This is a genomic window from Amycolatopsis sp. NBC_01480 (assembly GCF_036227205.1).
GTDB lineage: Bacteria > Actinomycetota > Actinomycetes > Mycobacteriales > Pseudonocardiaceae > Amycolatopsis.
The window spans coordinates 2,674,087-2,687,248 of the sequence record NZ_CP109442.1 but is presented as its reverse complement, the minus strand read 5'-3'; the positions used below and the strand labels follow the sequence as shown (position 1 = coordinate 2,687,248).

Below are 13,162 nucleotides of genomic sequence, written 5' to 3'. Positions count from 1 at the left end.
CCTCCGGACACTGCGTTGGGGGCCACCCACAGTAGTCCTCGGTTTCATGATGCAAAAGGCAGCTTCCGCCCGGTTTCCGGGTGCTGCCGCGTCGCGGCGCCCCGGCGTAGGCTCAGCGCATGAGCGACCGCTCCGACCGTGGGCGCGACCTGGCGGTCGTGCTGGGTCTCGTCGAGACCGAGCGGCTGCGGGCGGAGCGCGCAGCCGGCGTCGCTTCGCGGCACGACGACTTGGCCGTCACCGGCAGTGCCGGGATGCGCGGGTTCCACCTCCGGCTGGCGGAGGTCCACCGTGGCAGCGAGCGCGCGCACCGCGCCGCCGTGGTGATGCACGCCTATTACGCCGAACGGACTCTCGGCCGGGGGCCGGAGCCGTCGGACGCGCCGACCTTCATCGAGGCGGTCGCCGAAGCCTGTGGTGCGCACAGCACCGCCGTGACCCTGTTCGGCGCCCACGCGAGCGACTCGATGGCGGCGACCTCCGGGCCGCTCGCCGAGGCCGCGCAGGACCTCGAGTACGTCTACGGCGAGGGCCCGGCCGTCGCCGTGCTGACCGGGCCCGGCGAGCTGAGCCTGAGCGGTGGCGAGCTGAGCCGGCACTGGCCCCAGTTCGGGGCGGCTTTGCAGGAAATCGGCGTGGACTCGGTGGTTTCGGCACGGCTCGGCGCGGCGGCTTCGCCGCTGGGCGCGATCACCGTCTACCAGCCCCCGTCCGACCACGGCGCGCTGGCGGTGCGGTCGCTGAGCGCGGTCGCCGAAGCGCTGACGAACACCGCGCTGCTGCCGATCCTCGAGGCCGAGGACGGGTTGCCCGCCCACCCGCTGTTCGACGACGTCGGCCTCCGGCTGGTGGTGCACCAGGCGGCCGGCGTGGTCATGACCACCGGGAACTGCGGCGCCGCGGACGCGCTGTCGCTGATCCGCGCGCACGCGTTCGCGGCGGGCCGGAGCGTGCTGGACGTGGCGCTGGCGATCGTGGACCGGACCCTGGTCCTGCCGTAAACCCCGCCATGACCAAGGCCGTGAACGGGGCAGGCAAGCGTTTGCGGTAGCGGTCTGTCACGGAAGGGCGGGGTTGCCCCAGCCTTCGCCGAACGCGAACTCGCTCAGCGGCAGCCGTTCCCGCGGCGCCAGCTCCCGCGCGATGCGCCGCTCGTCCTCCAGCACCGACGCGTCGGCGAGCGAGCCGACGGCGATGGCGATCCGCGGCACGGCGTGATCGGGCAGCCCGAACGAGGAGCGCACGGCGTCGGCGGAGAAGCCGGCCATCTGGTGCGCGACCAGCCCCAGCTCGACGGCCTGCAGCACCAGGTTCTCGCTCGCCATGCCGAGGCCGTACTCGGCGTACGGGATGTCGCCCTTCTCATTCGTGGTCACCATCACGCCGATCAGCAGCGCGCTGGCGCGGAACGCCCACGCCTGGTTCCCCGAGTTCAGCGCCTCGAGGATCAGGGTGAACGCGCGCTCGCCGCGGCGGCCGGCCAGATAACGGGCCGGCTGGGTGTTGCCGAAGGACGGCGCCCAGCGGGCGGCCTCCAGCAGGGCGGTCAGCTGCGGCCCGGTCAGCTCGGCCCCGGCGTCGAAGGCGCGGGGGCTCCAGCGCTCGGCGATGGCCGGCGTGAGGGGGACGCTCGTCTCGGCGGTTTTGCGCACGGAAAGCACCGTAGTACCGGCGTAGTGCTCTCTATCACTCCGGCGAAAGGGCTCCGAGTATTTCGGTGGCGTTAAGGAAGATTTACTTCCGAATGGGCCTCGAACGGTGGCGGACACCACTCGATGGGGTGGCGGGCGGCGACGGCCCCGGTAGGCTTTTCCCAAATGAAGGGACGCGGGGGCTCCTCGGTGCCCACCAGGAGCAGACCCGGCCCGTCAAGGAGGTTCGGGCGTGGCCCTCGTGGTCCAGAAGTACGGCGGATCGTCGCTGGAGAGTGCCGACCGGATCAAGCGCGTCGCGGAGCGCATCGTCGCCACCAAGAAGGCGGGCAACGACGTCGTCGTGGTGTGCTCGGCGATGGGCGACACCACCGACGAGCTGCTTGATCTGGCGCAGCAGGTGAATCCGGCGCCGCCGGAGCGGGAGATGGACATGCTGCTCACCGCCGGTGAGCGCATATCGAACTCGCTGGTCGCCATGGCCATCTCGGCCCAGGGGGCCGAGGCGTGGTCGTTCACCGGTTCGCAGGCCGGGGTCGTCACGACGTCGGTGCACGGCAACGCGCGCATCATCGACGTCACGCCGAGCCGCGTCACCGAAGCCCTCGAACAGGGCTACGTCGCGCTGGTCGCCGGGTTCCAGGGCGTGGCCCAGGACACCAAGGACATCACCACCCTCGGCCGCGGCGGCTCGGACACCACGGCCGTCGCGCTCGCCGCGGCGCTGAACGCCGACGTGTGCGAGATCTATTCCGATGTGGACGGTGTGTACACCGCGGACCCGCGGATCGTGCCGGACGCGAAGAAGCTCGACACCATCCCGTACGAGGAGATGCTGGAGCTGGCCGCGAGCGGGTCGAAGATCCTGCACCTGCGCTCGGTGGAGTACGCGCGGCGCTACGGCGTGCCGATCCGAGTCCGCTCTTCCTACAGTGACAAGCCGGGCACCACGGTGGCCGGTTCTATCGAGGAGATCCCCGTGGAACAAGCGCTGATCACCGGTGTGGCACACGACCGCTCCGAGGCCAAGATCACGGTCACCGGGGTGCCGGACACCGCCGGCGCGGCGGCCCGGATCTTCCGCGTGATCGCCGACGCCGAGATCGACATCGACATGGTGCTGCAGAACGTGTCCAGCACGGTCTCCGGCCGGACCGACATCACCTTCACGCTGTCGAAGGCCAATGGCGCCAAGGCGGTCAAGGAGCTGGAGAAGGTCAAGACCGAGATCGGCTTCGAGTCGGTGCTCTACGACGACCACGTCGGCAAGGTCTCGCTGGTCGGCGCGGGCATGCGCTCGCACCCGGGCGTCACGGCGACGTTCTGCGAGGCGCTGGCCTCCTCCGGCGTGAACATCGAAATCATCAACACCTCGGAGATCCGGATCTCGGTGCTGATCCGTGACGCGCAGCTGGACGAGGCCGTGCGCGCGATCCACGAGGCGTTCGAGCTCGGCGGCGATGAAGAAGCCGTCGTCTACGCGGGGAGTGGTCGCTGATGGCGAACGGCCTTCGCGTCGGGGTGGTCGGGGCGACCGGCCAGGTCGGCGCCGTGATGCGGAAACTGCTGGCGGAGCGGGACTTCCCGGTCGAGGAGCTGCGCTACTTCGCGTCCTCGCGCTCGGCGGGCACCAAACTTCCCTGGCGGGACACCGAAATCGTCGTCGAGGACGCGGCGACGGCGGATCCGTCCGGTTTGGACATCGCGCTGTTCTCCGCGGGCGGCGCGACGTCGAAGGAGCAGTCGCCGCGGTTCGCCGCCGCGGGCGTGACGGTGATCGACAACTCGTCGGCCTTCCGGCGCGACCCGGACGTGCCGCTGGTCGTCAGCGAAGTGAACCCGGAAGCGATCAAGGAAGCGCGCAAGGGGATCATCGCGAACCCCAACTGCACCACCATGGCCGCGATGCCGGTGCTCAAGCCGCTGCACGACGAGGCGGGCCTGCTCCGCCTGATCGCCAGCACGTACCAGGCGGTGTCGGGCAGCGGCCTGGCCGGCGTCGACGAGCTGGCGGCGCAGGTGAACGCGGTCGCGACGCGCGCGGCTTCGCTGACCCACGACGGTTCCGCGGTGGAGTTCCCCGCGCCGGCCAAGTACGTCGCCCCGATCGCGTTCAACGTCCTGCCGATGGCCGGCTCCATTGTGGACGACGGCTCGTTCGAGACGGACGAAGAGCAGAAGCTGCGCAACGAAAGCCGCAAGATCCTCGGCCTGCCGGACCTGCTGGTGTCGGGTACTTGCGTGCGTGTCCCGGTGTTCACCGGCCACGCGCTGTCGGTGAACGTGGAATTCGAGCGGCCCCTTTCGGTCGCCCGCGCCACCGAGCTGCTTTCGCGCGCCCCGGGCGTCGAGCTCTCGGACGTCCCGACCCCGCTGCAGGCCGCGGGCGCCGACCCCAGCTTCGTCGGCCGCATCCGCACCGACCCGGGTGTGCCCGACGGCCGCGGCCTGGCCCTGTTCCTGACGGCGGACAACCTGCGCAAGGGCGCGGCGCTGAACGCGGTGCAGATCGCGGAGCTGATCGCCGAGAGCCGCTGATTCGTCGGCATCGTCGGCCCCGCACCGGATTCCGGTGCGGGGCCTTCGTTGTGCGGCCCGTTGGCCAGGCGAAATGCGGTCGGCCACCGGCAACGACGCCGTGCTGATGCCGTCCACGGCCTGACCGTCCGCACGCTTCGTTCCGATGTGGACGGACCTCCGGAATTCGCTTGTCCGGCCCACCGCGGCAGGGGATGCTGAACGCCGTTGTCCCTTCAGGAAAGGAAAGTCATGTACACGGCGGTCGAAGGCGCACGCGTGCCGATCCGGATGTGGGCGGACCCCGCGTCGGTCGAAGATCAGGCCATGCGACAGCTGCGCAACGTCGCCAACCTGCCGTGGGTGCACGGTGTCGCGGTGATGCCCGACGTCCATTACGGCAAGGGCGCGACCGTGGGCAGTGTGATCGCCATGCGGGACGCGGTTTCCCCGGCCGCGGTCGGCGTCGACATCGGGTGCGGGATGAGCGCGGTCCGCACCTCGCTCACGGCGGCGGACCTGCCGGACGACCTCAGCCGGCTGCGGCGGCGCATCGAGTCGGCCGTGCCCGTCGGGTTCGGGCTGCACAAGACGCCCGTCAACCCGGCCAAGGTGCACGGCGTCGGCGGCTGGGACGCGTTCTGGAAGTCGTTCGGCGACCTCCACCAGGGCGTCCAGGAGCTGGGTGACCGGGCGGCCCGCCAGATCGGCAGCCTCGGCGGCGGCAACCACTTCATCGAGGTCTGCCTCGAGCAGGGCGGCGACGACGAAGACCGCGTCTGGCTGATGCTGCACTCCGGTTCCCGGAACATCGGCAAGGAGCTGGCGGAACGGCACATGGCCGTCGCGCGGAAGCTGCCGCACAACCAGGACCTGCCGGACCCCGACCTGTCGGTGTTCGTCGCGGGCACGCCGGAGATGCAGGCCTACCGGCGCGACCTGTTCTGGGCGCAGGACTACGCGGCGCGCAACCGGGCCACGATGGTCGCGCTGGTGAAGCTGGCCGTCGCCGAGGTGGTCCCCGGGACCACTTACGACGACGCCATCAGCTGCCACCACAACTACGTCGCCGAGGAGACCTACGACGGCGTCGACCTGCTCGTCACCCGCAAGGGCGCGATCCGCGCGGGGCACGGCGACCTCGGGATCATCCCGGGCAGCATGGGCACCGGCTCGTACATCGTGCGGGGGCTGGGAAACACGTCGTCGTTCGAGTCGGCTTCACACGGGGCCGGGCGCCGGATGTCGCGGAACAAGGCCAAGAAGACGTTCACCGCGGCCGACCTCGCGGCGCAGACCGAAGGCGTCGAATGCCGTAAGGACTCGGGCGTGGTCGACGAGATTCCGGCCGCGTACAAGGACATCGAGACGGTGATCAAGGCGCAGACGGACCTCGTCGAGGTGGTCGCGCACCTCAAGCAGGTGGTCTGCGTCAAGGGTTAGGGGCCTCGCGGCCGGCACGGAACCCCGCCGTGCCGGCCGCGGGACCGCTACCCTGGCGCTCATGACGAGGTGGGGAGCGGTGGCCGCGCTGGCGGCCGCGGGGGCGTTGCTGGCCGGCTGCGACCAGGTGAACACGGCGGTGGACACGGCGAACTCGACCGCCGACAAGGTCAGCACGTGCACGCAGGCGCTCGGCCTCGCGGACCTGAACCCGCTGGTCGACCCGGCCAAGCTCAAGGAACGCGCGCAGGACAAGGAACAGCGCCTGCGCTCGCTGGCCTCGAACGTGCAGGACAACGACGTCAAGAACGCCCTGCTCGGCATGGCCGACTCCTACGTCCAGGTGCAGAAGGAGCACATCGAGGACGCCGGGGTGGTCGCCGCCTGGGCGAAGCGGAACGTCGCGAAGCTGGACGCGCTGCGTAAAGCCTGTAGCTGATTCAGCGCCGCGCGCGAACGGCCGCGGCCAGCGCCGGGGTGACAGCGGCCGGCCGACGACGGCGCGTCCACAGCAGCCCGAACGCCGCCAGCACCAGCCCGCCCGCGCCCGCCGCGAAGAAGCCCCACGCGGGGCTCGAGTGGTCGATCGCGAAGCCGACCACCGGGCTGCCGAGCGCCAGGCCGAGCCGGGTGGACGCGTCCTGCAGGCCCATCGCCTCGCCGCGGACGGCCGGGGGTGCGATGGAGCTCACGGTTTCCGTGGTGGCCGCGAGCGTGGGGGCGCACAGCAGGTTGGTCGGGATCAGCACCAGCATCAGCAGCCACCACGGCTGGTCCGCGAGGCCGACCGGCAGCACCAGCAGGGCGAGCAGCAGCATCAGCACGCCTTGGGGCAGCGAGCGTTTCACGGCGCCGTGCACGATCCCGCCGGCCATCGAAGCCGCGCACATCACCACGATGACCAGCCCGGTCCAGCTGACGTCACCGTTGGAGCGCAGCGCCGCCAGCGTCGCGACCTCCGTGCCGACCAGGCAGAACAGCGTGCCCGCCGCGACCAGCAGCGTCGCGAGCAGACGGCCCGACAGCCACGACCGCAGCGGCGGCCGGACGGAGCCGACCGGGGCGAGCTCGTCCTCGTTCCGGATCGGCGGGTTCAGCAGGAAGATCAGCAGCGCCGTGACGCCGAAGATGGCGCCGATCCCGCTCAGCGTCACCGTCGCGGACAGCGAGGTGATGGCGGCGATGCCCGCCGCCGGGCCGATCATGAACGACGCCTCGACCAGGATCGTGTCCAGCGAGTAGGCCGCGCGCCGCTGCTCCGCGGGCACCAGCGCGGCGAGGATCTGCCGGGCCAGCGACCCCGCGGGCACCGACAGGAAGCCCGCCGGCAGCGCGCAGACCACCAGCACCGCATAAGAAAGGTGCGGCACCGCGATCCAGAAGGCGGTGGACGTCACCCCGCACACCCCGACCACCGGGCGCAGGCCGTATCGGTCGATGGACCGCCCGAGCAGCGGCGCGCCGAGCGCCATGCCGAGGGTGGAGGCCGCGCCGACGATCCCGGCCGCGCCGTAGCCGTGGCCCAGGTTGCTGACCACGTACAAGGTCGGCGTCACGCCCGTCATCGTCATCGGCAGGCGGGCGAAGAACATGAGCGCCATCGAGGGGCGGACCCGCGGCAGCGTGAGGACCCGGCGGTACGGCGTGAACGGCACGTACTTCATGAGAGCAAATCCTGGTACGCGCGTGCAACTTCTTATCCGGGTGGGAGCCGTCTGCCCCGCTGAGCCCACGAGCGGCGTGGGTCACCCACTCGGAGTGTTTTCTTGACTCATTCCAGATTAACGAGCAAGCTGGGCTGGTCATGCCACACCAGGAAAACCCCGTCCGACGACGGCTCCGCTCGGCCGGCCTGCGGGTCACCGGGCCGCGGGTCGCTGTGCTCGAATGGCTCGCGTCGCACCCCCACACCACGGCCGACGAGGTCGCGGCGGGCGTGCGCGAGCTGCTGGGCTCGGTCTCCACGCAGGCCGTTTACGACGTGCTCGCCGCCTGTGCCGGGGCGGAACTGGTGCGGCGCATCGAGCCCGCCGGGCACCCGGCGCGGTTCGAGACGCGGACCGGCGACAACCACCACCACCTGGTCTGCCGCGGGTGCGGCCGCACCGAGGACGTCGACGGCATCGACGGCCCGGCGCCGTGCCTGGAGCCCCCGGGCGCGGCGGGCTTCGTGATCGACGAGGCGGAAGTCGTCTTCTGGGGCCTGTGCCCGGACTGCGCCACCCACCACCACGAGGAGGTTTCGACGTGAGCAAGCCGACCACCAACAACGTCGGCATCCCGGTCGCCAGCGACAACGATTCGCTGACCATCGGCGCCAACGGCCCGATCCTGCTGCAGGACCACTACCTGATCGAGAAGAACGCGCAGTTCAACCGCGAGCGCGTGCCCGAGCGGGTGGTGCACGCCAAGGGCGGCGGCGCGTTCGGCTTCCTCGAGGTGACCGAGGACGTCAGCCAGTTCACCAAGGCCGCGCTGTTCCAGCCCGGCGTGCGCACCGAGAGCCTGATCCGGTTCTCGACCGTGGCCGGGGAGAGCGGCTCGCCCGACACCTGGCGCGACCCGCGCGGTTTCGCGGTGAAGTTCTACACCCCCGAGGGCAACTACGACCTCGTCGGCAACAACACCCCGGTGTTCTTCATCCGCGACCCGATCAAGTTCCCGGACTTCATCCACTCGCAGAAGCGCCGCGCCGACAACCACCTGCGCGACCACGACATCCAGTGGGACTTCTGGACGCTGCGCCCCGAGTCGGCGCACCAGGTGACCTGGCTGATGGGCGACCGCGGCATCCCGTCCAGCTGGCGCGAGATGAACGGCTATTCCTCGCACACCTATCTGTGGGAGAACGCCGGCGGCGAGAAGTTCTGGGTGAAGTACCACTTCAAGACCGACCAGGGCATCGGCTACCTGAGCCAGGCCGACGCCGACCGCCTGGCCGGCGAGAACGCCGACCACCACATCGCCGACCTGTACCGGAACATCAAGCAGGGCAACCATCCCAGCTGGACGCTGCACGTCCAGGTGATGCCCTTCGAGGAAGCCGCGGCCTACCGCTTCAACCCGTTCGACCTGACCAAGGTGTGGCCGCACGGCGACTACCCGCTGATCAAGGTCGGCCGCTACGTGCTGGACCGGAACCCGTCGAACTACTTCGCCGAGATCGAGCAGGCCGCGTTCGAGCCGTCGAACCTGGTGCCGGGCATCGGTCCGTCGCCGGACAAGATGCTGCAGGGCCGCCTGTTCGCCTACCCGGACGCGCACCGCTACCGCATCGGCGCGAACTACACGCAGCTGCCGGTCAACGCGGCGACGGCGCCGGTGAACAGCTACTCGCGCGACGGCGCGATGCGCTACAACAACCCGGGCGACCCGGTGTACGCGCCCAACTCGTTCGGCGGCCCGCACGCCGACGCGGCGGTCGCGGCCGAGACCACGACGGCCTACGGCGTCGAGGACGAGGTCATCCGCTCCGCTTATCGGCTCCACGCGGAGGACGACGACTTCGGCCAGGCGGGCACCATGGTCCGCGACGTGCTGGACGACGCGCAGCGCGAGCGGCTGGCCGGGAACATCATCGGCCACGCCTCGAACGACGTTTCCCGGCCGGTGCTGGAGCGGGTCTTCGAATACTGGCGCAACGTCGACAAGGACCTCGGCGACAAGGTGGCGGAAGCCTTCACGAAGTAATTCCTGAAGCTTTTTCCGCATTCAGGCTCCCACCACGGAGCGAGCGGCCCGGCACGTACTCGCGTGCCGGGCGCTCTGTGTTTTCCACCGGGTCGGATGCCTGGTCGGCGCGATGATCGGCCCGTTATCGACTAGTCCACCGGTGGCGGTGCGTACGTGGGGGACGCCCCGTCTGGAGCAGTGGCGACACGCAGTCCGACGGAGTGATGCAGGTAAACGATCACGCAATACGCCCGTTCGAGTGGACGACTAGGCCATTCAGGGAATCTGATTACAACGAGTCAGATTCAGGATTGGTTTCATGATCAACAGGGGGATGGGCAAGCTGTCCACGTTAATCAATTGCGGGCCAGTTCACCTTTTCCGGATTCGGCACGTAAGGGTTAGAAAAGGTCTCCAACAGGTGATCGGCTGGTGCTTGCCCGACACAGCGAGTATCGATTTACCCGTCAGGTCTCCAGAGGCCAGGAGGTTAGGAATGAAAGGCAAGATTGGGCGGATCATCGCCTTGGTAGCCGCGGGCAGTCTGCTGGCCGTCGGCACGGCGGGGATGGCCTCGGCAAGCCCGGTGGGCGGCAAAGGCTCGTCCGCCACCGAAGCCGTCGGCGCGCAGGTGCTCCAGATGCGTGACGACCTGACCAAGGTGGCGTACGCGGGCCAGGTCGGCATGACGCGCGCCGACTTGGACAAGCTCAGCCCCGTGCTCGCGGACCTCGCGGCGGGTAAGCGCTACACCATCCAGTCGGAGACACAGCAGCTCTCGTCGGCCGCGCAGATGCGGGCGGACGAGTCCAACCGGCTGCTGGGCGACCCGACGGCCACCGCGCGGCAACTGCCGCCGCTGCCGATCCCGGTCCCGACCCTGCCGGACCTGCCCGGCCCGCTCAAGATCGTGAGCGATCTGGTCAAGGCCCTGCTCGCCGCGGTCACGGGCATCCTCGGCGGCCTGCTCGGCGCGGTTCCGCCGCTGCCGCTGCCGGTCCCGCCGTTGCCGGTGCCGGGGAAGTAAGAAGCCACACCCGGAATAAGGGGGGACCCGGAGCCTGGCACGGTTCGCCGTGCCAGGCTCCGGCTATGCCCAGGCCGTTGGTCAGCCCCGCTGCCGCGGCGAGCCGGCCCAGTTCGAGACGCGGGTGATGGCCTCGCCGCCGGGAGTCAGCTCGAAAACGTCGGCCGCGTTCATCTCGAAGGCCTCGCCCGCCGGGGTGCGAGCCCGGAACACCAGCTCGGCCAGCACCATCGTGCCGTCGGTGGCCACCCGGACGACCTCGTCGTTCGTCTCGGGCAACGGCTCCAGGGATTTGCGCAGCTGCTCGGCGATCTCCGCCGCTCCGTGCGCGGTCCGGGCGCCGAGCATCCAGAATTCGGCGTCTTCGGTGAAGCAGCCGGCGATTCCGGCCCAGTCACGGGCATTCACGGCGGCGAAGTACCGGACCACCACTGCGGGCATTTCCGCGCTGTGCGTCATGTCGGGAAGTTACCGGGTTTTGGTCTCGGCCAGTCCGAGCCGCAGTGCGCCGGCCATCTCGGAAACGGCTTCGCGGAAGCGGCTGCCGACCCCGGTGAAGTTCAGGAAGCCGTGGATCAGGTCCGGCTGTCGGCTCAGCCCCACCTGAACACCCGCGTCGCGCAGTTTTTCCGCGTACGCCTCGCCTTCGTCGCGCAACGGGTCGAACCCGGCGGTGACGACAAAGGCCGGCGGCAGTCCACTGTGGTCGGACGCGAGCAGCGGCGACAGGCGCGGGTCGGCCAGATCGGTGCCCTCGGGCACGTAGTGGCCCTGGAACCACTTGATGGACTCGTCGGTGAGGAACAGGTCGTTGGCGAACAGCTCCCGCGAGCGCCGCCGCGTGGTGAAGTCCACCGCCGGGTAGATCAGCAGCTGGAACGCCGGCGCCGGGCCGCCCGCGCGCGTGGTCTCCAGCGCCACGACCGCGGCCAGGTTGCCGCCCGCGCTGTCCCCGCCGACGGCGATGCGGTCCGGGTCGGCGCCGAGTTCGGCGGCCTTGGCGTGCGCGTAGGCGAAGGACGCGAGCGCGTCCTTCACCGGCGCCGGGAACGGGTGCTCGGGCGCCATCCGGTACTCGACCGACAGGACCCGTACGCCGGCCTGCTTCGCCAGGTAGCGGGAGGCGTTGTCGTGGGTCGCGCGGCTGCCGACGACCCAGCCGCCACCGTGGAAGAACACCAGCAGCCCGGACGGCTCGGGCAGCCCGGCCGGGGTGTACAGCGTCGCGTCGAGCGGGCCGCCTTCGGCCGGGATCTGGATCTCCCGCGCGGAAACCGGCTCGATCCGCTTGCCGTTGACCAGGTGCGTGCCCAGCTCGAGCAGCGTGCGGGACTGCGCCACCGAGCCGTTGACCAGCCCGCCGCCGTTCAGCTTCTGCAGCCGCAGCAGCAGCTGGGCGTCGAGGGAGAGCTCCTGGCCGTCGAGACGCAGCGGCGGGCCGGCGAGCAGCCGCCGGACGGGGCGCGGCAGCCAGAACAGCAGCTGGGCGGCGGCGGCCTGGGCACGGATCTGGGGCGGGATCGCCATCGTTCCTCCTGGCATCGAGACCGCCGACGTTACTAGCGAGTAGGTTCGGGGTCCAGCTCTCCGCGCCGGCAGTGCCGCCGGTCAATCCGCCATTCCAGTAACGGGACCGGCTCGTTGTGTCTTGTGACCCAGGACTCCGTTCCAAATCCTGGTCCTCCAGTTAAGTGGAGTTGTTAACCTCGAAAGCGTGACTTCAGCCAACACGGTCAGGGTGCTCGGGATCGGCGGCTCGCTGCGCGAGGGTTCGCAGTCCGAGCGCGCCCTGCGGATCGCGCTCGGCGCGGCGGCCGAACTCGGTGTCACCACCGAGCTGATCCCCGGCCCGGAGCTCGTCCTGCCGTTCTACGACACGGCCCTGCCCGACCGGGACGAGCGCGCGACCCGGTTGATCGAGGAGATCCGGCGGGCCGACGGCGTCATCGTCGTCTCGCCCGGTTACCACGGCGCGCTGTCCGGCCTGGTCAAGAACGCCCTGGACTACGTCGAGGACCTGCGCGAGGACACCCGCCCGTACCTCGACGGCCGCGCGGTCGGCCTCGCCGCCGTCGCCTTCGGCTGGCAGGCCGCCGTCACCACGCTCGACCAGCTGCGCACGATCACGCACGCGCTGCGCGGCTGGGCCACACCTCTGGGTGCTTCCATCAACTCCGCCGAGACCAAGTTCGACGAGGCCGGCGGCGCCTCCGACGAGAAGAGCGTGCGCACCCTGCGGCTGATCGGACAGCAGGTCGCGGAGTTCGCGACGGCCCGCGCGCGCTGAGGCCTGCCCGATGTCCGGCGCGTGATCTCCGCCATGTGGTGGTTAGGTTCCGCTCATGCGGCGTGTTGTCCGCACTACAGGCGCAGACATCGGCGTTCCGACAAGGAAGCAGGCGAAAAATGGCTGACGCGATCTACACCGCCGCGGCAACGGCTCGCGGCGATGGCCGCAACGGCGAGGTCACCTCTTCGGACGGGGTGATCGACGAGTCGCTGGCGATCCCCAAGTCGATGGGCGGCCCCGGCGGGGACAAGACCAACCCGGAGCAGCTGTTCGCCGCGGGTTATTCAGCGTGTTTCCACAGCGCGCTGCAGGCCGTCGCCCGGCAGGCGAAGGTCAAGCTGCCCGAGTCGACGGTGGCCGCCGAGGTCAGCCTGTATCCGCAGGAAGTCGGCTTCAAGCTGGGCGTCGCGCTGCACGTGACGCTGCCCGGCATGGAGCAGGCGCAGGCCGACGAGCTGGTGGCGCAGGCGCACCAGGTGTGCCCGTACTCCAACGCCACCCGCGGCAACATCGAGGTCGCGCTGTCCGCGTCCGTCTGATCCGGGGTTTTCCGTACTGCGG

The 13,162-nt window shown here is 70.1% G+C and carries 14 protein-coding genes; 10 read left to right on the top strand and 4 right to left on the bottom strand.

All coding sequences use genetic code 11. From position 1 onward, the window contains the following. Nucleotides 1–119: 119 nt before the first annotated feature. Nucleotides 120–1,001: an ANTAR domain-containing protein gene (locus OG371_RS12745; protein WP_329068798.1), complete on the top strand. Its 882-nt coding sequence runs from the start codon at nucleotides 120–122 to the stop codon at nucleotides 999–1,001. 57 nt (nucleotides 1,002–1,058) lie between these two features. On the opposite strand, the gene OG371_RS12740 is transcribed toward OG371_RS12745, so the two are convergent. Further along, a complete protein-coding gene (locus tag OG371_RS12740) occupies nucleotides 1,059–1,652 on the bottom strand; it encodes a nitroreductase family protein (RefSeq protein WP_329068796.1) in 594 nt (197 codons plus the stop codon). Between the two features lie 232 nt (nucleotides 1,653–1,884). Between OG371_RS12740 and OG371_RS12735 the strand changes: the two genes are divergently transcribed. The 4 genes from OG371_RS12735 (at nucleotide 1,885) to OG371_RS12720 (ending at nucleotide 6,051) form a co-directional block, all read left to right on the top strand. After that, complete coding sequence (locus tag OG371_RS12735; RefSeq protein ID WP_329068794.1) at nucleotides 1,885–3,150, top strand: aspartate kinase; 1,266 nt, start codon at nucleotides 1,885–1,887, stop codon at nucleotides 3,148–3,150. Next, nucleotides 3,150–4,190 carry an aspartate-semialdehyde dehydrogenase gene (locus tag OG371_RS12730; protein WP_329068792.1) on the top strand — a complete coding sequence of 347 codons (1,041 nt, stop codon included), beginning with the start codon at nucleotides 3,150–3,152 and terminating at the stop codon, nucleotides 4,188–4,190. Before OG371_RS12735 ends, OG371_RS12730 begins: the two co-directional genes overlap by 1 nt. A 231-nt stretch (nucleotides 4,191–4,421) precedes the next feature. After that, a complete protein-coding gene (locus OG371_RS12725) occupies nucleotides 4,422–5,612 on the top strand; it encodes an RtcB family protein (RefSeq protein ID WP_329068790.1) in 1,191 nt (396 codons plus the stop codon). Nucleotides 5,613–5,673: 61 nt separating this feature from the next. Further along, nucleotides 5,674–6,051: a hypothetical protein gene (locus tag OG371_RS12720; RefSeq protein ID WP_091627032.1), complete on the top strand. Its 378-nt coding sequence runs from the start codon at nucleotides 5,674–5,676 to the stop codon at nucleotides 6,049–6,051. A gap of 1 nt (nucleotide 6,052) precedes the next feature. Here the strand turns inward: OG371_RS12720 and OG371_RS12715 are convergent, their stop codons facing one another. After that, nucleotides 6,053–7,213, bottom strand: a complete 1,161-nt coding sequence (locus OG371_RS12715; protein ID WP_329073032.1) for an MFS transporter — start codon at nucleotides 7,211–7,213, stop codon at nucleotides 6,053–6,055. A gap of 203 nt (nucleotides 7,214–7,416) precedes the next feature. On the opposite strand from OG371_RS12715, the gene OG371_RS12710 reads away from it, so the two are divergent. The 3 genes from OG371_RS12710 to OG371_RS12700 all read left to right on the top strand — a co-directional run bounded on the left by OG371_RS12710 (nucleotide 7,417) and on the right by OG371_RS12700 (nucleotide 10,311). Beyond that, the gene (locus OG371_RS12710) at nucleotides 7,417–7,863 is read left to right on the top strand and encodes a Fur family transcriptional regulator (RefSeq protein WP_329068786.1); all 447 of its coding nucleotides are present in this window, start codon (nucleotides 7,417–7,419) and stop codon (nucleotides 7,861–7,863) included. Further along, nucleotides 7,860–9,302, top strand: coding sequence for a catalase (locus OG371_RS12705; RefSeq protein WP_329068784.1), 1,443 nt, complete (start codon nucleotides 7,860–7,862; stop codon nucleotides 9,300–9,302). The genes OG371_RS12710 and OG371_RS12705 overlap by 4 nt, the downstream gene beginning before the upstream one ends. Before the next feature lie 478 nt (nucleotides 9,303–9,780). Beyond that, nucleotides 9,781–10,311 (top strand): hypothetical protein, encoded by a 531-nt coding sequence (locus OG371_RS12700; RefSeq protein WP_329068782.1) that lies wholly within the window; start codon nucleotides 9,781–9,783, stop codon nucleotides 10,309–10,311. Between the two features lie 81 nt (nucleotides 10,312–10,392). Here the strand turns inward: OG371_RS12700 and OG371_RS12695 are convergent, their stop codons facing one another. Both OG371_RS12695 and OG371_RS12690 read right to left on the bottom strand, forming a co-directional pair. After that, nucleotides 10,393–10,770 carry a nuclear transport factor 2 family protein gene (locus OG371_RS12695; protein ID WP_329068780.1) on the bottom strand — a complete coding sequence of 126 codons (378 nt, stop codon included), beginning with the start codon at nucleotides 10,768–10,770 and terminating at the stop codon, nucleotides 10,393–10,395. 9 nt (nucleotides 10,771–10,779) lie between these two features. Next, nucleotides 10,780–11,838 (bottom strand): alpha/beta hydrolase, encoded by a 1,059-nt coding sequence (locus OG371_RS12690; RefSeq protein WP_329068779.1) that lies wholly within the window; start codon nucleotides 11,836–11,838, stop codon nucleotides 10,780–10,782. Between the two features lie 187 nt (nucleotides 11,839–12,025). Between OG371_RS12690 and OG371_RS12685 the strand changes: the two genes are divergently transcribed. Further along, nucleotides 12,026–12,598, top strand: coding sequence for an NADPH-dependent FMN reductase (locus tag OG371_RS12685; protein WP_329068774.1), 573 nt, complete (start codon nucleotides 12,026–12,028; stop codon nucleotides 12,596–12,598). Between the two features lie 119 nt (nucleotides 12,599–12,717). Beyond that, a complete protein-coding gene (locus OG371_RS12680) occupies nucleotides 12,718–13,140 on the top strand; it encodes an organic hydroperoxide resistance protein (protein ID WP_329068772.1) in 423 nt (140 codons plus the stop codon). Nucleotides 13,141–13,162: the final 22 nt, after the last annotated feature.